The 23,438-nt window shown below is 71.8% G+C and carries 22 protein-coding genes; 12 read left to right on the forward strand and 10 right to left on the reverse strand.

The annotated features are described in order from the left end of the window. Positions 1–368 precede the first annotated feature (368 nt). Positions 369–974, forward strand: coding sequence for a lytic polysaccharide monooxygenase auxiliary activity family 9 protein (locus tag BJ982_RS26465; protein ID WP_203958795.1), 606 nt, complete (start codon positions 369–371; stop codon positions 972–974). Between the two features lie 150 nt (positions 975–1,124). Here the strand turns inward: BJ982_RS26465 and BJ982_RS26470 are convergent, their stop codons facing one another. Genes BJ982_RS26470 through BJ982_RS26485 form a run of 4 tightly spaced genes read right to left on the reverse strand, consistent with a single transcriptional unit; the run spans position 1,125 to position 2,901 of the window. Further along, positions 1,125–1,745 (reverse strand): dihydrofolate reductase family protein, encoded by a 621-nt coding sequence (locus tag BJ982_RS26470; RefSeq protein ID WP_184884403.1) that lies wholly within the window; start codon positions 1,743–1,745, stop codon positions 1,125–1,127. Beyond that, on the reverse strand, positions 1,745–2,251 hold the full coding sequence (locus BJ982_RS26475; protein ID WP_184884405.1) for an SRPBCC family protein: 507 nt from the start codon (positions 2,249–2,251) through the stop codon (positions 1,745–1,747). The genes BJ982_RS26470 and BJ982_RS26475 overlap by 1 nt, the downstream gene beginning before the upstream one ends. Then, positions 2,251–2,598 (reverse strand): ArsR/SmtB family transcription factor, encoded by a 348-nt coding sequence (locus BJ982_RS26480; RefSeq protein WP_184884407.1) that lies wholly within the window; start codon positions 2,596–2,598, stop codon positions 2,251–2,253. Before BJ982_RS26480 ends, BJ982_RS26475 begins: the two co-directional genes overlap by 1 nt. Before the next feature lie 36 nt (positions 2,599–2,634). Continuing rightward, positions 2,635–2,901: a hypothetical protein gene (locus BJ982_RS26485; protein WP_184884409.1), complete on the reverse strand. Its 267-nt coding sequence runs from the start codon at positions 2,899–2,901 to the stop codon at positions 2,635–2,637. On the opposite strand from BJ982_RS26485, the gene BJ982_RS26490 reads away from it, so the two are divergent. The 5 genes from BJ982_RS26490 (at position 2,900) to BJ982_RS26510 (ending at position 8,667) form a co-directional block, all read left to right on the forward strand. Continuing rightward, positions 2,900–3,637, forward strand: a complete 738-nt coding sequence (locus tag BJ982_RS26490) for a dienelactone hydrolase family protein (protein WP_184884411.1) — start codon at positions 2,900–2,902, stop codon at positions 3,635–3,637. The two genes, BJ982_RS26485 and BJ982_RS26490, sit on opposite strands and share 2 nt — an antisense overlap. A 427-nt stretch (positions 3,638–4,064) precedes the next feature. Beyond that, the gene (locus tag BJ982_RS26495) at positions 4,065–5,246 is read left to right on the forward strand and encodes a 4-hydroxybenzoate 3-monooxygenase (protein WP_184884413.1); all 1,182 of its coding nucleotides are present in this window, start codon (positions 4,065–4,067) and stop codon (positions 5,244–5,246) included. A 228-nt stretch (positions 5,247–5,474) separates the two neighbouring features. Further along, positions 5,475–6,431 (forward strand): D-alanine--D-alanine ligase family protein, encoded by a 957-nt coding sequence (locus BJ982_RS26500; protein ID WP_184884415.1) that lies wholly within the window; start codon positions 5,475–5,477, stop codon positions 6,429–6,431. Then, positions 6,428–7,813, forward strand: coding sequence for a UDP-N-acetylmuramoyl-tripeptide--D-alanyl-D-alanine ligase (locus BJ982_RS26505; protein WP_184884418.1), 1,386 nt, complete (start codon positions 6,428–6,430; stop codon positions 7,811–7,813). The genes BJ982_RS26500 and BJ982_RS26505 overlap by 4 nt, the downstream gene beginning before the upstream one ends. Before the next feature lie 161 nt (positions 7,814–7,974). Continuing rightward, positions 7,975–8,667, forward strand: a complete 693-nt coding sequence (locus BJ982_RS26510; protein WP_184884420.1) for an aspartate/glutamate racemase family protein — start codon at positions 7,975–7,977, stop codon at positions 8,665–8,667. A 49-nt stretch (positions 8,668–8,716) separates the two neighbouring features. Here BJ982_RS26510 and BJ982_RS26515 read toward each other — a convergent pair whose 3' ends face one another. Together BJ982_RS26515 and vanY-N are read right to left on the reverse strand one after the other, a co-directional pair. After that, a complete protein-coding gene (locus BJ982_RS26515; RefSeq protein ID WP_184884422.1) occupies positions 8,717–10,675 on the reverse strand; it encodes a MalT transcriptional regulator family protein in 1,959 nt (652 codons plus the stop codon). A 107-nt stretch (positions 10,676–10,782) separates the two neighbouring features. Then, positions 10,783–11,328 (reverse strand): D,D-peptidase/D,D-carboxypeptidase VanY-N, encoded by a 546-nt coding sequence (gene vanY-N / locus BJ982_RS26520; protein WP_184884424.1) that lies wholly within the window; start codon positions 11,326–11,328, stop codon positions 10,783–10,785. 191 nt (positions 11,329–11,519) lie between these two features. Between vanY-N and BJ982_RS26525 the strand changes: the two genes are divergently transcribed. Genes BJ982_RS26525 through BJ982_RS26535 form a run of 3 tightly spaced genes read left to right on the forward strand, consistent with a single transcriptional unit; the run spans position 11,520 to position 14,174 of the window. Next, positions 11,520–12,194, forward strand: coding sequence for a response regulator (locus BJ982_RS26525; RefSeq protein WP_184889352.1), 675 nt, complete (start codon positions 11,520–11,522; stop codon positions 12,192–12,194). Between the two features lie 7 nt (positions 12,195–12,201). Continuing rightward, complete coding sequence (locus BJ982_RS26530; RefSeq protein ID WP_184884426.1) at positions 12,202–13,674, forward strand: ATP-binding protein; 1,473 nt, start codon at positions 12,202–12,204, stop codon at positions 13,672–13,674. Further along, a complete protein-coding gene (locus BJ982_RS26535; RefSeq protein WP_203958796.1) occupies positions 13,671–14,174 on the forward strand; it encodes a hypothetical protein in 504 nt (167 codons plus the stop codon). The genes BJ982_RS26530 and BJ982_RS26535 overlap by 4 nt, the downstream gene beginning before the upstream one ends. A gap of 205 nt (positions 14,175–14,379) precedes the next feature. Here BJ982_RS26535 and BJ982_RS26540 read toward each other — a convergent pair whose 3' ends face one another. Next, entirely contained in the window at positions 14,380–16,044 is a 1,665-nt protein-coding gene (locus BJ982_RS26540; protein ID WP_239122624.1) for a carbohydrate-binding protein, read from the reverse strand. A gap of 381 nt (positions 16,045–16,425) precedes the next feature. Between BJ982_RS26540 and BJ982_RS26545 the strand changes: the two genes are divergently transcribed. Then, on the forward strand, positions 16,426–16,986 hold the full coding sequence (locus BJ982_RS26545) for a GNAT family N-acetyltransferase (RefSeq protein WP_184884428.1): 561 nt from the start codon (positions 16,426–16,428) through the stop codon (positions 16,984–16,986). 12 nt (positions 16,987–16,998) lie between these two features. Here BJ982_RS26545 and BJ982_RS26550 read toward each other — a convergent pair whose 3' ends face one another. The 3 genes from BJ982_RS26550 to BJ982_RS26560 all read right to left on the reverse strand — a co-directional run bounded on the left by BJ982_RS26550 (position 16,999) and on the right by BJ982_RS26560 (position 20,473). Further along, the gene (locus tag BJ982_RS26550) at positions 16,999–17,757 is read right to left on the reverse strand and encodes an ABC transporter permease subunit (protein ID WP_184884431.1); all 759 of its coding nucleotides are present in this window, start codon (positions 17,755–17,757) and stop codon (positions 16,999–17,001) included. Next, complete coding sequence (locus BJ982_RS26555; protein ID WP_239122625.1) at positions 17,754–19,259, reverse strand: ABC transporter permease subunit; 1,506 nt, start codon at positions 19,257–19,259, stop codon at positions 17,754–17,756. The genes BJ982_RS26550 and BJ982_RS26555 overlap by 4 nt, the downstream gene beginning before the upstream one ends. A 281-nt stretch (positions 19,260–19,540) precedes the next feature. Beyond that, complete coding sequence (locus BJ982_RS26560) at positions 19,541–20,473, reverse strand: ABC transporter ATP-binding protein (protein WP_184884433.1); 933 nt, start codon at positions 20,471–20,473, stop codon at positions 19,541–19,543. Positions 20,474–20,772: 299 nt separating this feature from the next. On the opposite strand from BJ982_RS26560, the gene BJ982_RS26565 reads away from it, so the two are divergent. Both BJ982_RS26565 and BJ982_RS26570 read left to right on the forward strand, forming a co-directional pair. Next, complete coding sequence (locus tag BJ982_RS26565) at positions 20,773–22,323, forward strand: sensor histidine kinase (protein ID WP_239122626.1); 1,551 nt, start codon at positions 20,773–20,775, stop codon at positions 22,321–22,323. Positions 22,324–22,648: 325 nt separating this feature from the next. Beyond that, positions 22,649–23,335, forward strand: coding sequence for a response regulator (locus tag BJ982_RS26570; protein ID WP_184884435.1), 687 nt, complete (start codon positions 22,649–22,651; stop codon positions 23,333–23,335). Positions 23,336–23,438 lie beyond the last annotated feature (103 nt).

A 23,438-nucleotide genomic window follows, 5' to 3' on the forward strand; every position in this document is an offset into this window, starting at 1 on the left:
GCGAGCCGCCGGCGGTCGGGCGTCACGCCGGTCTCCTGCCCCGCCTCGACAGCGTCGCGGCACCACACGCCGGCCCTCTTGTCCGCCCCGAGGTGGTGAAGATCTTCAGCGAGCTCCTCAGTCGCCGGCAGTGATCACGGTTACGGTCGGCGCAGGCTGCCCGGCGCCCGGCCGGTGCCGCGGGCCCGGGCGGATCCGTGCCCTCGCGCGTAACTTTCCGTGATCATTCGTGTACTCGTAGTGGCATATAGTGATCTCACGCTCCGGCATCGACGAAGCGGCTCCTTTGGTGCCGTGTGCCTCGTCCCGCCGTGAGCAGGCATCACCGGTGCCCGGTGCACCGGCGGCGAGCGGAGAGAAAAATGGCCATGAAAGATCGCGTAGACGTCACTCCCAGGCACGGGCGGCTGACGCACCCGCGTTCTCGTACGGACATCGAGTTCAACGGCGGCTGGCCGTCCAATGCCCTGGAAGCGGGCAAGTTCTTCCCGGCGACCCGGATCGGGCTGACCGACCCGGACGTGCCGACGGACAATCCCAGCGGACCCAAGCCGGTACCGCCGGACGGGCAGATCGCCAGTGGCGGAAGCCAGCCGGAGGCGGCCAGGCTCGACGAGGTACGCAACTGGCCGAAGGTCGATCTGCGGTCGGGTGCCGAGGTTCCGTTCCAGTGGAGCTTCTCGGCCAAGCACAGGACGCGCCGTTACAACTACTTCATCACCAAGGAAGGGTGGGACCCCCAGGCGCCGCTGAGCCGCGACCAGTTCGAGCCCGAGCCGTTCGCGACGTACAAGCCGTACGACGACATTCCGCACTGGGAGATGCCGGAAGCCGAGCACGACCCGAACCTCGACAAGCCGCACACGATCAAGGTGCCGGAGCGTTCCGGCTACCACGTGATCCTCGGCGTGTGGGAGGTCGCCGACACCGGCCACGCCTTCTATCAGGTCATCGACGTGAACTTCACGCAGTAGGCCCCGCCTGGAGTGCCCGCCGGCCGGTCCGCATCGACGTCCCCCGGCGGCAACTCCACCCGAGCCCGCCGGTCGGTGGTGAACAGCTCAGCGCATCGAGGATCTCATCGCGCTGCTGACCCCGACGGGGGAGCGCCGAGATCGAGACGGTTACCGCTCCCGGACCACGTAGGTCAGGTGGGTCACCCGCTGTGTCGGCTCCGCGCGGACCTGTTCCAGGGCCACGCGGCTCGCGTCCACGCCCTCGAACAGGCGGATTCCGGAGCCGAACAGCACGGGTGAGAGCGCGATCGAGAACTCGTCGACCAGGGCGGCGTTCACGTACTCCAGGATCGTCGCTCCGCCGCCCGCGATGCGGACGTCGCGGTCGCCGGCGGCCTCGCGGGCCTGGTCGAGCGCGGTCTGGATGCCGTCGTTGACGAAGTGGAAGGTGGTCCCGCCCGGCCGCTCCCAGGGGTCACGCTTCTCGTGCGTCACGACGAACACCGGCGTGTGGAACGGCGCATCCTCCGGCCACATCTTCTCGCCGGCGTCGAACATGCGCTTGCCCATCACGCTCGCGCCGGTGCGCTCGAACGTCTCCCGCACGATGTCGTTGTCGCGCCCTTCCTCGCCGCCTTCGCCGAGATTCAGGTTCTCCCGGAAGAACCGCTGTGGGAAGATCCATCGCTGCAGTTCCATCCACTGCCGCCCCATCAGATCGCCGAGGGACTCGGGTGCGATGAAACCGTCCAGCGACATCGACACGCTGAAGAACACCTTCCCGGCCATCAGCCCTCGGCTCCCTTCCGAACGATCTCGGTGACGTAGGCGGCCAGGTTGCTCAGGGTCTGCCGGCCGGCCTCGATCGCGTGGTATTTCTCGGCCGCTTCGTCACGCAGCTCCTTGGTGGGGAACACCGTGCGCATCTCGATCCGGGTCGCCGCCCCGTCGGGCGCGAACGCGAGGACCGACTCGAAGGCGTTCGGGTCGCCGCGGTACTCGCCGTGCAGCAGCGCGATCCCCTCCGGCGGGACGATCTCGGTCCAGGAGATCCACTCCTGGTAGTCCGTCCCGTCCGGCCCGTGCATCACGAAGTCCCACACCCCGCCGACGCGGAACTCGAAGGAGCGCGTGGTGGTGGTGAACCCCTCCGGCCCCCACCACCGCGACAGGTGCCGCACCTCGGTGAACGCCTCGAACACCAGCTCCCGTGGGGCGTCGATGACCCGGGAGATCACGATCTCGCGGTCGGCCGTCGCGGACTGCGCCGGCACTCCTTGTCCCGTCTCGCTCATCAGTTACTTCCTTCCTGTCTTGCCTGCTTGAGGTCCTGCACGTAGGCGTCCAGCCGGTCGAAGGTCTCGTTCCAGAACCGCTCGAACCCGCCGGTCCACTCGTGGACCGGTCGCAGCCCGCGGGCGTCCAGGCCGTACAGGCGCTGTTTGCCTGCCTTGCGGTCCCGGACCAGCCCGACCTCCCGGAGCACCCGCAGGTGTTTGGACGCCCGTGGCTGGGTCATCCCCAGCTCCTGGGCCAACTCGGTCACCGGCCGATCACCCGCCCGCAGCAGTACCAGGATCTGCCGGCGCTGCGGCTCGGCGATCGCGTTGAAGACGTCCGACGTCGTCGCTGCTCGTGCCATGGCGGCCATCATATGCCGATATCGGCATGCGTCAATTCACGGGCCGGTGATCTGGATGCCCAGGGTGCCGTCCTGGTCGCTCAGCCCGCCCGACGGCTCCAGGGCATCCGGCCGCGGAGCCTGGCGAAAAACCCGTTGGCGGACCAGGCCGATCACTGCTACTTTTCCGGAGGCCGTGCCAGAGAACGAGGAGGTGGTATCCGTGAACGCAGTATCGACATGGGTGCTCCCCTTGGGGGTCACGGTCGGGCGGTAGGTCGTCCGGGAGCGCCGTTCAAGAGCACTCCCGAAAGGCATGACCATGCGATTCACCTCCGAGCAGCGCCTCGACGACGGCGTCCTCGAACGCGAATTCACCCTCGGCGAGATTCCCGGCATCCTGTGGACGCCCGGATCCGCATCCGCATCCGCGCCGGCGCCGCTGATCCTTCTCGGCCACCCCGGCGGACTGAACAAGATGTACCCCCGGCTGGTGGGCCGGGCCCGGCACTCCGCGGCGGAGGGCTTCGCCTCGGCCACCATCGAACTCCCCGGAGGCGGTGACCGGCCTCGTTCCGCCGCCGCCGAGCAGGCTCGCGCCGACCTGCGCCGGGCGTTGGAGGCGGGGGAGCCGGTCAGCGAAGACATCGTCGACCGGCTCGTCCTCCCTCTGGTCGAAAAGGCGGTCCCGGAATGGCAGACCACCCTGGACGCCCTTCTTTCGCTGCCCGAGATCGGCGGCCCGATCGGGTACTCGGGGGGAGTGATCGCCATCGGCGTCCGGCTGGCGGTGGTCGAGCCGCGCGTAGCGGCCGCGGTTCTGTTCGCCGGGAGTTTCGTGCCTCGTGTCATGTTCGAGGAGGCCCGCCAGGTGACCATTCCGCTGCACGTCCTGCTGCAGTGGGACGACGAAGGGAACGACCGGCAGCTGGCCCTGGACCTGTTCGACGCCTTCGGTTCCAAGGAGAAGACGTTGAACGCCAATATGGGCGGGCACACCGGCGTCCCGCAGTTCGCGGGGGAGGCCGCGGCCCGGTTCTTCACCCGGCATCTGAGCTAGCCGCCGACCACCCCCGCCGTCAGTCCGGCAGCAGACGGTAGGGGTGTCGGCCAGGAGGCCGCTCATCGAGGACAGGTCCCGGCCCTCCTCGATAGCGGTGGCCGGCTTGCACAACCACCCCGATCGGCCGGTACCGCTCATGGCCGGTACCGGCCGATCGGGGTGGCGCCCGGCCAGAGGTCGGGCGATGGGAGCTTCATGACAAGAACTCGGCCGCGACCTGTCTCTGTGAATCTACATTGTAAAGGAGGTTGGCTGAAGCATACACATACAAAAACAACCAAAAACCCCGCCACTGCGGGGGCGTGCGCGATTCGCCGTCTGTGCCGCATTATCGACGGTGGCGTGATTTCGTTTTCGGGCGCCTGCGGATGGAATCGCGGATCGGGGCCTCACGGTGAGCGGGTATTCGGCCAAGGGAGTGGACATGGTGGGTGGTCGGGAGAGCACGGCGGTCGTGATCGTGGGAGCCGGGCCGGCGGGGCTGACGTTGGGGAACCTGCTGCTGCGGGCGGGTGTGGAGTGCGTGGTGCTGGAGCGGCGGGGCCGGGCGTATGTGGAGGAGCGGCAGCGGGCGGGGGTGCTCGATCACGCCGGGGCGCAGATCTTCGAGGAGTGGGGGCTGGCGGACGGTGTGCTGGCGGGTGTGCCGGGGGACGGGGGGCTGGAGATCCGGGTCGACGGGGAGCCGCGTTTCCTGGACTTCGCCGAGTTGTCGGGTGGGAGGACGGGCCGTTTGATTCCCCAGCAGATGCTGGTGCGGCGGTTGATCGGGTCGTTCGAGGAGGGGGGTGGGGATCTGCGGTTCGACGCGGCGGAGGTGGCGTTGCACGGGTTGGACGGGGATGCGCCGTGGGTGTCGTACCGGGACGCCGAGGGGGTGGTGCGGGAGATCGGGTGCGTGTATGTGGCGGGGTGTGATGGTCATCATGGGGTGAGCCGGGCGAGTGTGCCGGCGGGGGCGCTGACGACGTATTCGCATGATCATGGGATCGGCTGGTTGACGGTGCTGGCGGATGTGCCGCCGCCGCGTCGTCCGTTGATGGCGGTGGCGTCGGAGGGGTTCGCGGCGCATTTCCCGCGGGGGCCGATGGCGAGCCGGTTCTATTTGCAGTGTGCGCCGGAGGATGGGGTGGGGGATTGGGGTGAGGAGCGGATCTGGGCGCAGTTGCGGGCGCGTCTGGGGGATTCGGGGTTGCCGGCGGGGCGGATCACGGAGATGGCCGTGGTGGAGATGCGGAGTTTCGTGGTGGATCCGATGCGGTTCGGCAGGCTTTTTCTGGTGGGGGATGCGGCGCATATCGTCACGCCGATGGGGGGTAAGGGGATGAATCTCGCGATCGGTGACGCGGATGTGCTGGCGCGTGCGTTGCGGGCGGCGGTGCGTGAGGGGGATGGCGAGGGGTTGGCGGCGTATTCGGCGGTGTGTCTGCGGCGGGTGTGGAATTACCAGGAGTTCTCGCGGTGGTTGACGGAGATGACGCACGACGCGGGGGATGTGCGGGTGGCGGGTGAGTTCCGCCGTCAGTTGGCGAGGGCGCGCCTGGATCGGTTGTTCAGTTCGGGTGTGGCGGCGCGGGCGTTCGCCGACCTGGTGGCGGGCGGGTGAGGGAACGGCTCAGCGGTTGACGGCTTGGGCGGTGCCGGAGGTCGGCCGGGTGCGGCGGCGTCGTGGTCGGCGGTGACGCCGCGGGTGGGCTTGGCCAGGGACTGGACAGTGAATGGACTGGGGGGTGGATAGGCGGAGAGTCGACACTCGGTGGGTTGGTTCTGCGGGGAGCGAATGCCGCGTGGTTGGCGGTGTTGTCTTCGTGCCACTGAGGAAGGCTGATTTGTCGTGGCTGAACGTGTGCGGGTGGCTGTGTTGGGGGGTGGGCCGTCCGCTGAGCATGAGGTGTCGTTGCAGTCGGCGCGGGCTGTGGTCGACGCTCTGCCGAAGGATTTGTACGAGCCTGTGGCCGTCGTCATCGATCGGCGGGGCAGGTGGCCGGTGGAGCTGCGACGGGATTGGGCGGACGTGGTGTTCCCTGTGTTGCATGGGCCGTTCGGTGAGGACGGCGTCGTGCAGGGGTATCTGGAGACGCTGGGTATTCCGTACGTGGGCTGCGGTGTTCTGGCCTCTGCGGTGGCGATGAACAAGGTCGCGATGCGGCGTGCCTTTCTGGCGGAGGATCTTCCGGTCACGCCGCAGGTGTGGTTCACCGAGCATGAATGGCGCATTGCCATCGATCAGTGGGGTTTGGTGAAGTCGCTCGACTGGCCGATGTACGTAAAACCGGCCAATATGGGCTCCTCTATCGGCATCTCCCGTGTCACCTCCATGGAGGAGTTGCGCGCGGGTGTTGATCTGGCGCTGGCCTACGACCGGGTGGTCGTCGTGGAGCAGGGCGTGTCGGCGCGTGAGGTCATCTGTGGCGTGCTCGGCGGCTATGACGCTCCGGATGCTTCGGTGCCCGGTGAGCTGATCGTGCCGGGTGACTGGCTGGACTATGAGGCCAAGTACCTCAGTCAGGCTGAGATCGCCGTCATCCCCGCGGTGCTGCCGGAGCGGGTGGTCGAGGAGGTGCGCGAGCTGTCTCTGCGCGCTTTCCGGGCGGTCGGCGGCTACGGCTTGTCCCGTGTCGACTTCCTCTATGAGGAGGAGGCGGGACGGCTGTACGTGCTGGAGATCAACACCATGCCCGGGTTCACGTCCCGTTCCGTCTATGCCAGGGCCTGGGCCGCGAGCGGTGTCCCGTACCCGGTCCTGTTGCGCCGTTTGATCGACCTCGCGTTCGCCAGGAGTGGTTCATGATCTCTATGACGCTGGATGAGATCGCGCAGGTCGTCGGCGCGAGCCTGTATGGCGTGCGTGACCCGCGGGTGCTGGTGACGGCGCCGGCGGCGGTCGACTCGCGTGAGGTGGTGCCTGGTGGGCTGTTCGCCGCGACGGTGGGCGCCCGGGTCGACGGTCACGACTACGCGGCGGGTGCCGTCGCGGGTGGCGCCGTGGCCGTGCTGGCCTCGCGGCCGGTCGGGGTGCCCGCCCTGGTGGTCGGGGATGTTCAGCTCGCGCTCGGCCGGTTGGCCAGGCATGTGCTCGAACGCCTCAGCCCGACGGTGGTCGGCTTGACCGGTTCGGTGGGGAAGACCACGACCAAGGATCTGCTGGCGCAGGTGCTGGAGCGGCACGCCGCGACGGTGGCCACCGACAAGTCGTTCAACAACGAGCTGGGGTTGCCGCTCACCGTGCTGCGTGCCGATGCCGCCACCCGGTACCTGGTGCTGGAGATGGGTGCGGGCCGGAAGGGGGACCTGACGTACCTGACGGGGCTGGCGCCGCCCCAGGTCGGGCTGGTGCTCAATGTCGGCACCGCGCATGTGGAGCGTATGGGGGGCGGGCCGGCCGATGTGGCCGAGGCCAAGGGCGAGCTGGTCGCGGCACTCGGGGCGGATGGGTTCGCGGTGCTGAACGCCGATGATCCGTATGTCAGGGGCATGGCCGGTCGTACCAGGGCGCGGGTCGTGTTGTTCGGTGGGTCGGCGGAGGCGCAGGTGCGGGCCGAGGATGTGCGGGTGGACGGCCGGGCGCGGCCCGGGTTCGTGTTGGTGACGCCCTCCGGGCGGGCTCCGGTGGAGCTCGACCTCATCGGCGAGCATCAGGTGGGCAACGCCCTGGCCGCCGCGGCCGTCGCCGCCGTGCTCGGTCTGGGCGTCGCCGAGATCGCCGACGGGCTGAACGCCGCTCGGCGGCGCTCGGGGGGCCGGTTGGAGGTCGTTGAGCGGTCTGACGGCGTCACTGTCGTCGATGACGCCTACAACGCCAGTCCTGAATCGATGCGGGCCGGGTTGCGGGCGGTGAAGGCGCTGGCCGGTGCCCGTCGTACCGTCGCGGTGCTCGGCGCGATGGGGCAGCAGGCGGACGCTTCCCGCGCCCGGCACGCGGAGGTGGGCCGGCTCGTCGCCGGCCTCGGCTTCGACGTGCTGATCGCGGTGGGGGCGGGGGATCCGCTCGCGATGGTGGAGGCGGCGGAGTCCTCGAACGCGGGCGTGGCCGTCCACGTGGCCGAGGATGTGGCCGGGGCCGTCAGGCTGGCCGGCGCGCTTGTCGAACCGGGAGACGTGGTGTTCGTCAAGGCCTCCAGCGAGGTCGGGCTCGGCGCCTGTGCCCGTGCGCTGGCAGCGCCGCCGAGCTGAGCGAAGCGGAGGGCCCGCGCCGAACGGGGTTGCGGAGCCGTCGCGGAGCCGGTTTCACCGGCCGGCCGCCGGAGGGCCGGGACGGCTGGACGGCTTTTGGTCTGCTGAATGAGCAGGCGCTGCGTCTCGCCTGCCGGCACGAGCTGGGGAAACGGAGTTCCATGCGTACTATCGGTCTCATCGGCGGGTTGAGCTGGGAATCGACGGTGATCTACTACCAGATCATCAATCAGCGGGTCCGTGAGCGACTCGGCGGCAGCCATTCGGCCAACAGCCTCATCTGGTCGGTCGACTACACGACCGTCGAGGAGCTCATCTTCGCCGACCGCTGGGAGGAGGTGAGTAGGTTGCTGGCCGGTGCGGGCAGGAGACTGGAGGATCTCGGCGCCGATCTTCTGCTCATCTGCAGCAACACCTTCAACCGGGTCAGCGGCGATGTGGAGCGGGCGGTGAGCGTGCCCGTGTTGCACATCGCCGACGCTTTGGGCGCCGCGATCAAGGCCAGGGGGATGCGCAAGGTCGGTCTGCTGGGTACTCGCTTCACCATGGAGCAGCCGTTCTACCGGGAGCGGCTGGCCGCTCACGGGTTGGAGGTGGTCGTTCCGCGGCGTGAGCAGCGGGAACTGGTGCATCGTGTGATCTTCGATGAGCTGGTGCGCGGGGTGCTGCGGGAGTCGTCCAGGGACGCGTACGCGCGGATCATCGATGATCTGGCGGCCGAGGGCGCCGAGGGCGTCGTTCTCGGGTGTACGGAGATCGAGCTGTTGATCAGTGGGAAGGACAGCGCCGTCCCGGTGCTGCCGAGCGCTCGGCTGCACGCGGAGGCGGCGGCCGGCTTCGCGCTCGCCGACTGACGCGCCTTCGGTCGTGTTCGCCGCCGCCGCGCCGGCACGGGGTGGCGGGTCAGGTGGATCGGTGGGCCGGTGTGTTGGCGCCGTACAGCTCCCGGTGCCACAGGTCGGCGCAGACCCGTTCGATGCCGGCCGTCAGGTGGCGGCGGTAGGTGGTGAAAGGGAGGTCGAGTCGTTGCGCGGCCAGTTCCTGGGTGGGTGTGCCGTGGAGGAAGGTGATCGACAGCGCGCGGTGGAACTTGACCGAGCGTGGATCCTCGCGCAGGTCGTCGATCGCCTGGCGGAGCAGGTCGGCCAGTGCCGTGGCCGGGTTCTGCCCGGCCCGTTCGGCGATCAGCCTGGTGCGCGTCAGGGGGGAGGCGGCCAGCGCGTCGGGCCGCGGCATCTGGCGTAGCGCCTTGCGTACCGCTTCGGCGAATTTCGCCTGGGGCAGTACAGCGAGTTTCGCCGTCGCGGCACTCGGGCCGCCGGCGGGCGGCTGGTTCATCCGCTCCAGCCATGCCTGCGCCGGGACCGCGCGCCAGTCGTGAACGGCCAGGGTGTAGGCGTCGTCTCCCGGCTGCGGCTGTTCGGAGATGTCACGCATCCCGTGATGCCGTAAACGGTCGGTCCATGGGTGGTTCGGGTGCGGTATCTCGATGTATGACCATGCGATCCGCTCGGACCGTAGGCAGTTGGCGATCGCTCGCCACTGGATCAGGTCCATCACCGGCGCGTTTCCGCGATACGGCGGCGGTGCCCACAGCCGGCTGACGGCCAGGTGTTCGCCGGCGCGCAACGGTGTGGTGGCACGCGCGTGTGCCCACGCCTTGGCCACGAGGGGATCGGCCGTCAGCTCCTCCTCGTCGAGTTCCGCCAACCGTAACCACGCGGAGAAGGCCACGGGCTCGCCGGTTCCGGTCCGCCGGTACAGCCGGAACGCCTGCGGCCGGCGTTCCGCCCAGAAGGCGGCGCAGGCGGCGCCCTTCGTGCCCCCTGCCGCCGTCGCCATCCGCAGCAGCGTTCCGAGGTGCTCCTCCCGTAGCGGCTCCTCCTGGAACTGGTCCTGGCCGTGGATGTCGGCGGGCGCGTCGCGGTCGCGGTGCAGGTAGAGCAGTGCCGCCACCGCGCCGGGCACGTCCGTGTCGCTCGCCGTGCGCGCCTTCTCTACCAGGTGGGTGTGGATGTGGTCGTGCATCGCCGCGTACCGCTCGGGGTCCCGCCATCGCAGGTCCGCTTCCAGCACCTGCCGCACCAGGTCATGCGGAGACAGCCCGAGACTGCTCGGCTTCACGAACGGCAGCCGCCGCAACCACTGGAACAGGCTCCCGGCGTCCTCGGGCACGGTCGCGCGCAGCAGGTCTTCCGTCGTCCTGTACGCGTGCGCGCAGATCTCCAGCGCATGTCGATGCGCCGCCGTCGGCGGCTCGCCGACCAGTTGGTCCAGCAACGTGGCCACCACGTCCTGGTTCGGCGTCCACCGGCGGCCGGTCGCGCCGTCCTTCGCCGCCGCGGCCGCTCCCAGCAGCAGTGCCAGCGGATGACCGCCGGCGAAGGCCAGCAGCGGCTCGCGTGACTCGGCCGGCACCCCGCGGGAGTCCAGCAGGGCCCGCGCGTCCGCGGCCCGTAGGTCGTGCAGCGGCAGCACCTCCAGGACTCCCGCCCATCCCGGATCGGCGCGCCACCGCATGTCCGGCGGGTTTCGCCCCGCGATCACCACCAGCGCCCCCAGGGGTGCCCGCGGGAGGAACCGCTCGCGAAGCCAGTCCTCCGAGCTCTGCTCGAAGTTGTCGACCAGCAGCACCGCGTCCGCGTCGCGCAGCACCGGCTCGGCTTCGTACGCCGCCGGCGAGGGCTGCCACGTGCGCCCGTCGAGCATCGACGCCGGCCGCCCCGCCGCCGCGGCCGCGTGAGCGAACCGCCGTAGCAGGGTCGTCTTGCCGATGCCGCCGGGACCGTGCACGTACAGCACGCTGCGGCCGTCGCCGTATAACGCGGCGTTGAACACCGCGAGCTCTTCCTCCCGCCCCACGAAGGCCGTTTCGCGTGCTGCTCGCAGGCACCGTTCCAGCGATCCGGAATTGTCGTCGATCCTCGGTGACATACCCCTGGCCTCTCTCCGCGTCCGGTCGATTCCGCTCAGGCTGCGCCGGGGTGGGGTCGTCGTCGTGGTGGCCTGCCGCCGCTGTCCGGGCGGTGTTCGAAGTGCCACCACTCGTTGTCGTAGATGCGGTAGAGGTCGTAGCGGGCGCCGTGTTGTTCGAGCCAGCGCGCGCCTTCGTGGGGGCGTACGTCCAGTGCGATGCCTTTGACGTGGGGGGATTCCGTCGGCGGTAGCACGAGCATGCGTGCCAGGGCCGGGGAGCCGCGGCGGCGTACCTCCTGGTCGAACATCTGTTGCTGGACGATGGGGGCGCGGTATCCCGAGGTGAGGCCGATGAGCTGGCGGTGGCGCCAGAGCGCCTCGGTGCGTGCCGCGGTGAACGCCGCCAGGGCGCCGTCGGTGAGGCCGGTGAGATCTTCGGCGGGGAATCGGATGCGTAACGCCCAGCGGCAGGCCAGTTCGCGGGCGTGGCCGGGTCGGCGGGCGAGTGCCGCGGGCAGCAGGAGCACGGCGAGTACGAGGGTGGCCGCGGCGTACAGCCGGTCTCGGGGCCGCGGTGGGATGGTGCGTGGTTCGTTCATGCCGAACTACGATTGGCGCCGAATGTGCGCGCGTTGTCCGCCGTATGTCACCGTTCGTCGACGGCGGCCGCGGCCGGGGCGACCGTGACACAACCATGACATGGCGCGGACGGGGCGGGGACATGGCCGGTCGACAGTGGGTGGGGTTGACCGGTGGGCGAGTTACGGAGCGTGCTGTGAAGCTCGGCAGCGTGTCGCGGGTGTTGTTGATCGAGGATGATGCGGCCGTGCGGGAGGGGCTTGAGCTGGCGTTGACCATGCATGGGCATCGGGTGCGCGCGGTGGAGTCCGGTGAGCAGGGGCTGGAGCGGCTGCGCGTGGACCTTCCCGACGTCGTCGTGCTCGATCTGATGTTGCCTGGTATGGATGGGTTCGAGGTGTGCCGCCGTATCCGGGCCGCCCGGGAGGTGCCGATCATCATGCTGACCGCGCGCGGTGACGACATCGACGTGGTGGCGGGGTTGGAGGCGGGTGCCGACGACTACGTGGTCAAGCCGGTGCAGCCCCGGGTGCTTGAGGCGCGTATTCGCGCGGTGCTGCGGCGGATCGGGCGGGATCAGGCGGAGCTGGAGGGGCACGGGGATCTGACCATCGATCGGGCGGGGTTGGTGGTCGTCAAGCGCGGCGTGCCGGTCGGTCTCACCCCGACCGAGTTGCGCCTGCTGCTGGAGTTGTCCGGGACGCCGGGCCGGGTGCACAGCCGCCAGCAGTTGCTGGAGTCGGTGTGGGAGCACGGGTATTTCGGCGATTCGCGTCTGGTGGACGCGTGCGTGCAGCGGTTGCGCGCGAAGATCGAGGACGATTCGGCGGCGCCGGTCTACGTGCAGACGGTGCGTGGGTTCGGGTACCGGTTCGGGCCGGTGTGAGCCGCCGGTGACACCCCGGCCGAGCCTGGGGCTGCGTGCCCGGCTGTTGTTCGCGTTCGCGCTGCTGTGTGTGGTCACGGCGGCGGCGGTGGCCGGTTGGAGCTATACCCAGGCCCGTACCGCCATCCTGCAGCGGACCCAGGATGCCGCGGTGGAGGCGATGAGGAGCCGCTTGCAGGGGCTCTACCCCTTGCGGAATCCGGCGCCGGGCCCGGCCGAGCTTGAGGACATCGCCCGCGTGGTGGCCGACCAGTACAGTTCCGCGGTCGCCGTGTACCGTGAGGCGCACTCGCCGGTCAGGCGGGCGCCGGGGCATTGGCGGCCGGGCGGGGGCGCGCCGTATCTGCAACCCGGGATGATTCCCGAGGAGTTGCGGCGGAAGGTGGCCGGCGGCGGGATGGCCTGGCAGCGCGTGGTGTGGCAGGGCGAGCCCATCCTGGTCATCGGTACGCCGTTGCTGATCGTCGAGGGGGATCGGCCGGTGCGGGTGTCCGGTATCGAGGTCTACGTCGCGCGCGACCTGAGCCCCGAGCAGCACAGCATCGACGAGCTCGCCGTGTCCGCCTGGCTCATCGGCGGCGCGGCCCTGATGTTCGCGGTCGTCCTGGCGTCGCTGGCCACCCAAGGGGTGCTGCGCCCGGTGCGCGAGCTCGGGCGGGCGGCACGCCTGCTGGGCGAGGGTGAGATGCGGACCAGGGTCGCGGTCCGCGGCTCCGATGAGCTGGCCGAGGTGGCGCACACGTTCAACAACACCGCCGCGGAGCTGGAGCGGCACGTCGCGCAGCTGCGCGAGATGGAGGCCGACGCCCGCCGGTTCGTGGCCGATGTGTCGCATGAGCTGCGCACCCCGCTGGCCGCGCTCGCCGCGGTCGCCGACGTCCTGGACGAGGAGGCGGCCCGGCTGCCCGAGCCCGCCGGCAGGGCCGCCAGGCTGGTGAGCCAGGAGACGCTCAACCTCACCGGGCTGGTGAACGACCTCATCGAGATCAGCAGGTTCGACTCCGGCGTCGCGGCCCTGGCGCTGAACGACGTCGACGTGGCCGAGCTGGTGCGCGCGACCCTGCGTACGCGGGGCTGGTCGGAGCGGGTGCACACCGAGCTCGCGTCCGCGGTGACGGCACGGCTGGACCCGCGCCGCGTGGACGTCATCCTGGCGAACCTGGTCGGCAACGCCCTGCGGCACGGCGAGCCTCCGGTGTCGGTGCGGCTGGACGCCGACCCGCGGTGGATCGCCGTGGAGGTCCGCGACCACGGGCCGGGGCTGGAGGAGGCGGTGCTGCCGCACGTGTTCGACCGGTTCTACAAGGCCAGCGCGGCCAGGGCCAGGTCCGAGGGCAGCGGCCTCGGCCTGGCCATCGCGCGGGAGAACGCGCGCCTGCACCAAGGCGACCTCACCGTCACCAACGCCCCGGACGGCGGCGCCGTGTTCACGCTGCGCCTGCCACGCCGGGCACCTGATTCAGAGGGAGGTCCTGAGTGAGGATGGGGTTCGCCCGCCGGGTGCTGGCCGCGGGCCTTGTGTCGCTCGCCGCCGTGGCCGGCTGCGGCGTGCAGCCCAGCGGCGCCATCGAGGCCGGCGACCCGCCGAGCGGAGCCGTCGCGCTGGACATGGGCATCACCCTCTACCTGGTGAAGAGGGGCCGGGTCGGCGTGGTGACGCGGCCCAGTGGCCGGCCGGTGTTCCGGGAGGACATGCTCGCGCTGCTGGCGGCGGGGCCCTCGGTGATGGAACGGGAGCAGGGGTTCACCACCGAAGTGCCGTCCGAGGCCGGCCCGTTCTCGGTGACCGTCATGCCGGCCGGCCGCTTGGTGGTGACCGTGTCCCTTCCGGCCGGTGAGTTGTCCCCACTGGCCGTCGAGCAGATCGTGTGCACGGCCGCCGCCACCGCGCCGGAAGGCCCTGCCCAGGTCACCCTCGTCGGCGCCGGGCAGAGCCTCACCCCCCGGAAATGCCCAGGTCAGCGGCGTACGGCCCGCTGACAGGTTCCTGACGCTCATCCGCCTGGGCATAGGTTTGGGCGGCATGGCGCTGCGGCTCTTTTCAGGTGAATCTCGAGGCTCGGGACGACTCGGCCCTCGGGCGAGCGTAGGGTCGTCCGGGCGCGCGAGAAGGGGGCGGGTGGAGACCCGCCCCCTTCGTCACCGTGGTGTCACGGTGTCATGGTGTCGCAGTGGTGCCCGGCGGTCAGAAGCCGGCGGTGATCCGGGTGAACTCCCACTCGGCCTGCGGCACGCCGCCACCGTTGACCCGGTCGCGGTTGGTGGCCCAGAAGGAGAACCGGGTGAGGCCCTTGGCCTTGGCCCAGTCGCGGATCTGGGTCCACTGGGCCGGGGTGGTGGTCTCGCCCTGGTCGGACTTGCCGTTCATGCCCGAGATGCCCATGTGGGCGTAGGCCTCGGCGTCGCTCCAGCCGAACGCGCTCTTCAGGGAGCTCTTCAGGCCCTCGGAGGCGTTGACGGTGTCCTGGTACATGTCGGTGCCGCTGAAGTTGAACGGCATGATCGTGTAGTTGTCGATCGGCGTGCCCAGGGCCTTGGCCTGGTTGACCAGGCGGATGCCCGCGGCGCTCAGGCCGGACTTGAACGTCGGGATGGTGACGACGATCTTGACGTTCGGGTTGTTCTGGCGCACGATCTTCAGGCCGTTGAGGATGCGGTCCTGGACGGTGTAGTTCTCGAACTCGTCGGTGTTCTCGATGTCGAAGTCGACCACGGTCGGGCCGTGGGCGTTGATGACCTGCTGCACCGCCTGGGCGAAGGCCTGCGGGGTGGAGCAGTTCGGGCCGAGCTTGTTACCGCTCCAGCCACCGAAGGAGATCTCGACGCTGCCGCCCTTGGACTTGATCGTGTTGATCGCCGAGGCGTCGGTGCCGCCGGTCAGCGGGCGCTGGCCGTCCCAAGCCGGGGTGCAGCCGCCCTGCGCCAGGATGAAGGCCATCGTGAAGGACTTCACGCCGGTCGCGTCCATGACGGTGCCCGGGTTCGGCGGGTTGCCCCAGCCCATGTACAGGTACGGGGCGCCGGGGAGCTTGCTCGGGTTGGGGTTGGTGCAGCCGGTGGTGGTGGCGCTGACGTCGCGGCCCGCCGACTCGCCGACGGAGTTGTAGGCCTTGATCGTGTAGTTGTGGGCCTCGCAGGTGCCGAGGCCGGAGATGGTGGTGGTGGTCGTGGTGACCTGGGCGCGCTGGGTGGCGCCCTCGTAGACGCGGTAGCCGGTCACGGTGCCGCTGGCGGCGCCCCAGGTCAGCGTGATGCTGGTGTTGGTCGTGGTGGCGGAGGCGGCGCCGGGCTGGCCGGGGGCGCCGTTGCCGCCGCCGGTGGTGGCGGTGACCGGGGAACTGGCGGCCGAGCGGTTGCCGGCGGCGTCACGGGCGCGCACGGTGTAGGTGTAGCTGGTGGAGGCGGTCAGGCCCGAGTCGGTGTAGCTGGTGCCGGTCGCGGTGGTGACCAGGGTCGTGCCGCGGTAGACCTCGTAGCCGGTGACGCCGACGTTGTCGGTGGAGGCGTCCCACGCCAGCGAGACGCTGTTGGCGGTGGTGCCGGTGGCGCGCAGGTTGGCCGGGACCGAGGGCGGCGTGGTGTCGCCGGGGGTGCCGGTGGAGACCTTCCACAGAGCCGGCACGTTGGACGGCTCCCAGCCGGGCAGCGAGGTGTGGCTCTGCAGGCACTGGTAGTCGACGCCGTTGTAGCTGACGACGGTGCCGGCGGTGTAGGCGGTGTAGGGAGCCCATGCGGCCGCGGCGGCCTGGACGTTCGCCTGCCGTGCGGCGCCGGCCTGGGCCAGCGCCGGCACGCTCACGCCCGTCATGAAGACGGCGAGGAGCGCGAGGATGAGTACACGGAATCTCACGTGACACTTCCAGGGGGTGGGGGGTGGAGTGTGCCTATGGCTCGCCCGCGACCGTCCTGCTCGCAGGCGAGAGGGGGCCACGGGCCGGGTTGCATGCACCGTCGGGCGTTGCCGTGCCGTGTTCGGCACCGCGCGGCCTGCCGGTCGCACCGCGAGGCCGCCTCAGCGCGGGTGAGCGTGGTGGAGCGGCCTCACATAGGGTGAAGAGGCAGGGTGGCGCCCCTGTACCCAGCTTAATCTTTAGTAAACTTTACTAATAGTTTCGGATTGTAGCCTCCCCTGTCAGACGCTGCAAGGGCCCAAGTCGACATGCGCCCCGCGCGTCCGGCGCGCCGCGCCGGGGACCGGCCGTGCGGGGAGAACGGCTCTAGGATGTCCTGAATGGTGGTTCCTGTCGTTCCTGTTACTGATGAGATCGAGTTGCGTTCGCTGACGCAGGGCGACGCCGAGGCGTTGCGGCAGGCGTATGTGCGTAACCGGGAGCATCTGCGGCCCTGGGAGCCGCGGCGCGGCGAGGACTTCTTCACCCTGGAGGGCCAGCAGGCGTTCGTGGCGGACCGGCTGGCGCAGCGGGCCGCCGGCCGGGCGCTGCCGCTGGTGCTGGCCCGGGGCGAGCGGATCGTCGGCACCATGACCCTGGCCACCATCGTGCTCGGCCCCTTCCGCAGCGCCAGCCTGGGCTACTGGATCGACGCCGAGCACAACGGCCGCGGCCTGGCCACCACGGCGGTCCGCCTGGTGTGCCGGACCGCCGATGAATACCTGGGCCTGCACCGGCTGGAGGCCAGCACGCTGGTGGACAACGCCGCCTCCCAGCGCGTGCTCGGCAAGTGCGGCTTCTCGCGGATCGGCGCCGCCCCCGACTACCTGCACATCGACGGCGCCTGGCGTGACTGCCTGCTGTTCCAGCGCATCTTGAACCGGCGCCCCCCGATGCCGTAGCCGGGCCGCCCCTCAGGCGTCGCGCCGGCGCAGCAGCAGATAGGCCACCAGCAGGGCCGCGCCGCTCCAGCAGGCCAGCACGCCGAGCCCCGCCCAGGGGCCGAGCGGCAGGGTGTCCAGCCCCCGGGTGGCCTGGACGGCGAGCCCGGCGTTCATCGGGGTGAGGCTCCACAGCGTGCGCCGCAGGTCCTGGTCGGAGACCAGCGTGGCCGCCAGCGGCAGCAGGTAGAGCAGGCCGAGCACGACCCCGGCGGACAGGGCCGCCTCCCGCACCGCGGCGCCGACGCCGAGGGCGAGCAGCGCCACCAGCACCAGGTACAGCACCGTCCCGGCGGCCGCGCGCAGGGTGGCCCCGTCGGCCAGGGACAGGGCCGGGTACCCGCGTCCCGGCAGAAGCAGCCGCCCGGCCAGCGCGCAGCCGAGCACCGCGGCGGTCCCGGCGGCGAGCGTCAGCCCGGCCACCGGCAGGGCCTTGGCCGCCAGCAGGACGCCGCGGCGCGGCGTCGCGGCCAGCGTGGCGCGGATCATGCCGGTGCCGTACTCGCCGCAGACGGCCCCGACGGCGAGCAGGACGGCGAACACCTGGCCCGCCTGGACCCCGCCGAAAGTCAGCTTGACCGCGTCCTCGCCGCAGCGGCCGTAGGAACAGGTCACCGTCGCGGCCAGCACCGCGCCCACGGCGACGGTGAGCAGGGCCGCGGCGGCCGACAGCCACGCCGGGCCGGCCAGGGTGCGCAGCTTGGTCCACTCGCCGTGCAGGGCGCCCCTCACACGTCCCTCCGCCGCAGCGTAATGATCGCCAAGGCCAGCGCGAGCGCGGCGTACCCGCAGGTCACCGCGAGACCCGCCCACGGGGGCAGCGGGAAGTAGCCGCTCTGCGGCGCGTAGTAGCCGGTCACCTGCGCGTACTCGGGAATGCTCTGCTGGACGGCGAACCCTGCCGCGGGGGTCAGGCACAGCAGCCACCGCGCCAGGCCGAGCGGCAGCACCGAGGCGGTGGCCAGCACGTACGGCAGCACCAGCACGCCGATCACGGTGATGACGGCCGCGGCGCCGCGCCGCAGCAGGGCGCCCAGCGCCACGGCGAGCACCGCCGCGGCGGCGGCCAGCGCCGCCAGCCCGGCCGCCACGCGCAGCCCGGTGAGCGCCGGGACCGGCAGCACGAAGGTGCCGCCCGCCTCCAGCAGCCGCGCGGCCACCGGCAGCGTCACCGCGGCGGCGGCCAGCGTGACGGCGAAGGTCGCCGCGGCGGCCACCACGGCCTTGGCCGCCAGCACACGTCCCCGCCGCGGGTTCGCGGTCAGCGTGGTGCGGATCAGCCCGCGCCGGTACTCGGCGGTGACGAACAGCACCGCGACCACGATGGCCGGGACCAGCGCGGGCAGCGCGCCGGCCAGCGTCCGCTCGACCGGCAGGCCCTCGTCGCCGCCGAGCGGCGCGATGTCGCCGTTGCCGGTCACCGTGAACACCCCGCCGGTCTCGCGGGCCTCGCCCGGGTGATGGATGCCGCCGGGTCCCTCGCCGGGAGAGGCGCCGATGTCGGCACGCCGCCAGGCGCCGGGCGCCCCGGAGTGGGTGACGTGGTCGAACACGGCGGTGGCCGTGGCCAGCCGCGCCTGGGTGACCAGCCCGCCGAGCTCGCCGCGCTCCACCGTCAGGTCGCTGGGGGAGGTGACGAAGAACCCGGCCTGGACGGTGGCCGGCAGGCCCGGCAGGCGCGCGGTGCCCACGGTGGTCCAGGCGCGGCCGTCGGGCGACTCCTGGCCGGTGAGCGTGTCGCCCGAGCGGGTCAGCCGCAGCCAGCGCGGCGCGGCGGGGGAGACGCCGCCCGGCCGTCCGGCCACGTCGTGGAGGAAGTCGTACTGCATGCGGGTGCCATGGGCAGCGGTGACCATGACGGCGGCGTAGGAGGAGCCCGGCCGGGTGCCGTCCTTGACGATCACGCCGGCCTTGGCCCACGGCACCAGGCCGGGGACGATCTCGTCGTGGTCGGGCGGGGGGTAGGTGATGAGGCCGCTCATCGCGGTGACGCGGGCGGTGACGGAACCGTCGCCGGTCAGCGGGCGGTGCACCAGGTACAGCTTGTCGCGCACCGCTTCCCCGCCGGGTCCGCGCGGGGGGATGGGGCACGGCACCTCGACCGGCCCCTGGCTGCAGGAACTGCGGCTGCCCGCGGCGAACGTCAGGCCGAGCAGCGGGATGAGCACCGCCATGACGGCCAGGCCGAGCATCCAGCCGCGCACGGTGCGCAGCTTGGTGAACTCGGCGCGCAACAGGCGGCTGAAACGGTCGGCACGCGGACCGGCCGGTACGGGGACGGCCGGGCGCGCGGCAGAGGCCGCAGAAGGGGACGGAGGAGACGGAGGAGACGCAGAAGGGGGAACCACGGATGGAACGGAAGGGGGTGGGCCCAGGGGAGCGGAAGAGGGCGAGGCCGGGGTGTCAGAAGGGGACTGGGTAGGGGCGCCAGGGTTCGGAGGGACGGAAGGGGACGGGTTTGGGGGACCAGAAGGGGACTGGCTCGATGGACCAGGGCTCGGGGGGACGGAAGGGGTCATCGGGTCGGCTCCGGGTGGGGGGCGGCGCGGAACTCCACCGCGTCGCGGGTCAGCTCCATGTACGCCTCCTCCAGCGTCGCCCGGTGCGCGGCGACCTCCGAGAACGGCACCGCCGCCGTGCCGAGCAGCTCCACGACCCGCTCGGCCGCAAGGCCCGAGACGGTCAGGGCGTCGGGGCCGGTGGCGGCCACGGTGGCGCCCGCGGCGGCCAGCGCGGCCATCGCCTCCGGCCGTGCCGTGGTGCGCACGCCGACCCGGCCGCCGGAGGCCGCCGCGATGAGCTCGGCCACCCCGGCGTCGGCGACCACCCGGCCCGCGCCGGCCACCACCAGGTGCCCGGCGGTGTCCTCCAGTTCGCTCATCAGGTGGCTGGACACCAGCACCGCGCGGCCTTCGGCGGCCAGCGAGCGCAGCAGGCCGCGCATCCACACGATGCCCTCGGGGTCCAGGCCGTTGAACGGCTCGTCCAGCATGAGCACCGGCGGGTCGCCCAGCAGCGCGGCGGCGATGCCGAGCCGCTGCCGCATGCCCAGGGAGTAGCCGCCCGCCTTGCGCCGGGCCGCGGCGCCGAGCCCGACCAGTTCGATCACCTGGTCCACCCGGCCGGCGCCGAGCCCCTGGGAGTGCGCCAGCCACAGCAGGTGGTTGCGGCCGGTGCGGCCGGGCTGCAGCGCGTCGGCGTCCAGCAGCGCGCCGACGTGCGCGAGCGGGGTGGACAAGGTGGCGTAGGGGCGTCCGCCCACCAGCGCGGTGCCCTCGTCGGCGGCGTCCAGGCCGAGGATCACCCGCATCGTGGTGGACTTTCCCGCGCCGTTGGGGCCGACGAAGCCGGTGACCCGCCCGGGGGCCACGGTGAAGGTCATCCCGTCCAGCGCGAGGGTACGACCGAACCGCTTGCGCAGCCCGGTGACTTCGATGCTCGCTTCCATGCCCGGCAGGCTAGGCCGCGGCGGCACGCGGGGGCGTCACGGCGCCGAGCGATCTTCGCCGTCACGGGCCCGAGGGAGGGGCATCCCTCCCACGAGGGATGCCGGACGGCTGCGCGGTCCGGGACAATGACCTGCGTGGATCGACCGCACGCCCAGCCCACCGGACACCACGCGCCCCGCCCGCGCGCCGCGATGACCGCCCTGCGGCCGGCCCTCCGCATGCGCCACAGCCTTCGGCCGGATGCCCGCCCGCTCGCCGCGAAAGCCGCCCCACGACGGATGCCCGCGGGCCCGCCGCGATGACCGGCGCGAACGGCGGACGGCGCGCCGGACGGGTGCGGGCCGCCCTGGCACGGGTGCGGGCCGCCCTGGCACGGGTGCGGGCCGCCCTGGCACGGGTGCGGGTGGCCCCAGGACGGGTTCGGGTCCTGGCACGGGTCACGGCGGGGACGCCCGCGGTGGTCGCGGCCGGGGTGGTGTCGGCCGTACTCGCGCTCGCCGAGGCGGTCTTCCGCGCCCGTGGCGGGCTGCCGCGCTTCCACCACACCGTCAGCGTGCCCGCCGGCGGGCCGGTCCCGGTGATCGCGCCGCCGGCCGAGCCGCGTGATGTGTCGCTCCTGGTGGTGCTCTGCCTGCTCGCGCTGGCCACCACGCTGCCGGTCGCACTGCTGTGGGCGCAGCGGGCCGCGGCGGGCGTGGTGGTCACGGTGGCGGTCGTGCTGTCCTTGACCGCTTTCCACACGTTGACGGTGGCCGGCCTGGCCGCGCAGCTCGTGGCCGGGTACCGGCTCGGGTACGGCAGCCCGGACGGGCACGGCGGCCGAGGTAGACAAAGCGGCCGAGCCGGCCAGGGCGGCCGAGCCGGCCAGGGCGGCCGAGCCGGCCAGGGCGGCCGAGCCGGCCAGGGCGGCCGAGCCGGAAACGGCAGCCCGGGCGGGCGCGCCGGCCGGGGTAGGTGCGCCGGCCGGGGTGGGTACGGCCGAGGTGGGTACGGCGGCCGGGGTGGGCTCGCCCTGGCGCTGGCGGCGCCGTTCCCGCTGCTGGCCCTCGTGGGCACGCCGGACGGTGAGGCCGGCGTGCTGACGGTGCTGCTGGCCTCGCTGGCCCCGGCCGCGGCGCTGGCCGGGATCGCCCGGCGTGCGCACGGCCAGGCGCGGCGCGACACCGCCGCCCGGCAGGTCGCCGCCGAGAGTCTGCTGGAGCACACCGCACGCGGCGAGCGCGCCCGCATCGCCCGCGAGCTGCACGACGTGGTGGCCCACCACATCTCCATGGTGGCCGTACAGGCCGAGACCGCCCGGCTGACCACCCCTGGCATGCCCGCGGCCGGGGCCGAGCGGCTGTCGGCCATCGGCGACACGGCCCGGGCGGCGCTGACCGAGATGCGGCGCCTGCTCGGCGTGCTGCGCGAGGACGCCAAGGGCGACGCCGGCGGGGCTGAGCGGCGCCCTCAGCCGGGGCTTCGGCTGGGCGAACTCAACGAGCTCGTCGATAGCGCCCGCGCGGCGTCGGGGTCGGCGACGCGGCTCATCCTGCGCGGCCCGGCCATCCCGCTGGACCCCGGGGTCGAACTGGCGGCCTACCGCATCGTCCAGGAGGCCCTGACCAACGCCCGGCGACACGCGCCCGGCGCCGCCGTCGACGTCGACGTCGAACTGCACTACACCGCCCAAGACCTGCGGCTACGCGTCCGCGACAATGGCCCCGGCCCTTCGACGCCCGGGCCAGGGCACGGCCTTGCGGGCATGCGCGAACGCGCAGCGGCCGTAGGCGGCGACCTGCACGCCGGCCCCGCCACCGGCGGCGGCTTCCTGATCGAGGCCCGCCTCCCCGCGGACGGGGAGAACTGACCGATGAACGTCGAGTCCGCCGCGCGGAGCGGCGGAAGGATCCGGTGGACCTCCCGCACCCCGTCACAACACAGATGGACGGCCGATGGACGTGCCACTTGCCGCGCGGACCCCGGAAGGCCGCCGGTGAACGTCCACAGGCGCAGAACCCAGATGAACCTCATGAGCCTCCCGCACCTCGCCACACCAGGAGGGGTGACGGACGTCGCCTCCGCAGTGCGGATTCGGGACAGGGAGCCGGTGAACCTCTCACAGGGACTCCAAGCCTGGGAGGTGGGCCGATGAACGACGTCGGGTTCGCTGCGCCGATCCTGGGGGTGGGGGGATGAGCGTGTCGCGTGTCGTGCGGGTCGTGGTGGCCGATGACCATGCGGTGGTGCGTAGCGGGTTCGCTGGGCTGCTGGGCACCCAGGCGGACTTCGAGGTGGCGGGGACCGCTGCCGACGGCGCCGAGGCGGTGCGGGTGTGCGAGGAGGTGGCGCCGGACGTGGTGCTCATGGACGTGCGCATGCCGGTGATGGACGGCATCGAGGCCACCCGCCGTCTGGCCGCCGCGGGCGACGGCGGGCCGCGCGTGCTGATTCTGACCACCTTCGACCTGGACGAGTACGTCTACGACGCGCTGCGCGCCGGAGCCAGCGGCTTCCTGCTCAAGGACGTCACCGCCGAGCGGCTGTTCGACGCCGTGCGCGTCATCGCGGCAGGGGAGGCGCTGCTGGCCCCGGCGGTCACGCGCCGCCTGATCGGCGAGTTCGCCCGCCTGCGCCCCGGTACGGGTCCCTCGTCCCCGGGGGCGCTGTCGGCGCTGACCCCACGCGAGACCGAGGTGCTGCGACTGGTCGCCGAGGGCCTGTCCAACCCGGAGGTCGCCGCCCGGCTGACCGTCACCGAGGAGACCGTCAAGACGCACGTCAGCCGCGTCCTGGCCAAACTGGGCCTGCGCGACAGGACCCAGGCGGTGGTGGCCGCCTACGAGACCGGGCTGGTGGTGCCCCGCTCACGCGGCGACTGACCCCCGGCCTCACGTAACCGGCCGGGGCGTACCGCTCAGGCAGGGTGATCCGGGCGGCGTACCGGTCAGTGGCCGCGTACCGGATAGGCGGAGACATCCGGTC

The organism is Sphaerisporangium siamense, assembly GCF_014205275.1.
In the GTDB taxonomy this organism is placed as follows: domain Bacteria; phylum Actinomycetota; class Actinomycetes; order Streptosporangiales; family Streptosporangiaceae; genus Sphaerisporangium; species Sphaerisporangium siamense.

Bases quoted from the DNA above. Each gene is read 5' to 3' on its own strand.
- BJ982_RS26465 (WP_203958795.1), top strand. From the start codon at position 369: ATGAAAGATCGCGTAGACGTCACTCCCAGGCACGGGCGGCTGACGCAC.
- BJ982_RS26470 (WP_184884403.1), bottom strand. From the start codon at position 1,745: ATGGCCGGGAAGGTGTTCTTCAGCGTGTCGATGTCGCTGGACGGTTTC.
- BJ982_RS26475 (WP_184884405.1), bottom strand. From the start codon at position 2,251: ATGAGCGAGACGGGACAAGGAGTGCCGGCGCAGTCCGCGACGGCCGAC.
- BJ982_RS26480 (WP_184884407.1), bottom strand. From the start codon at position 2,598: ATGGCACGAGCAGCGACGACGTCGGACGTCTTCAACGCGATCGCCGAG.
- BJ982_RS26490 (WP_184884411.1), top strand. From the start codon at position 2,900: ATGCGATTCACCTCCGAGCAGCGCCTCGACGACGGCGTCCTCGAACGC.
- BJ982_RS26485 (WP_184884409.1), bottom strand. From the start codon at position 2,901: ATGGTCATGCCTTTCGGGAGTGCTCTTGAACGGCGCTCCCGGACGACC.
- BJ982_RS26495 (WP_184884413.1), top strand. From the start codon at position 4,065: ATGGTGGGTGGTCGGGAGAGCACGGCGGTCGTGATCGTGGGAGCCGGG.
- BJ982_RS26505 (WP_184884418.1), top strand. From the start codon at position 6,428: ATGATCTCTATGACGCTGGATGAGATCGCGCAGGTCGTCGGCGCGAGC.
- BJ982_RS26510 (WP_184884420.1), top strand. From the start codon at position 7,975: ATGCGTACTATCGGTCTCATCGGCGGGTTGAGCTGGGAATCGACGGTG.
- vanY-N (WP_184884424.1), bottom strand. From the start codon at position 11,328: ATGAACGAACCACGCACCATCCCACCGCGGCCCCGAGACCGGCTGTAC.
- BJ982_RS26545 (WP_184884428.1), top strand. From the start codon at position 16,426: ATGGTGGTTCCTGTCGTTCCTGTTACTGATGAGATCGAGTTGCGTTCG.
- BJ982_RS26560 (WP_184884433.1), bottom strand. From the start codon at position 20,473: ATGGAAGCGAGCATCGAAGTCACCGGGCTGCGCAAGCGGTTCGGTCGT.
- BJ982_RS26565 (WP_239122626.1), top strand. From the start codon at position 20,773: ATGACCGGCGCGAACGGCGGACGGCGCGCCGGACGGGTGCGGGCCGCC.
- BJ982_RS26570 (WP_184884435.1), top strand. From the start codon at position 22,649: ATGAGCGTGTCGCGTGTCGTGCGGGTCGTGGTGGCCGATGACCATGCG.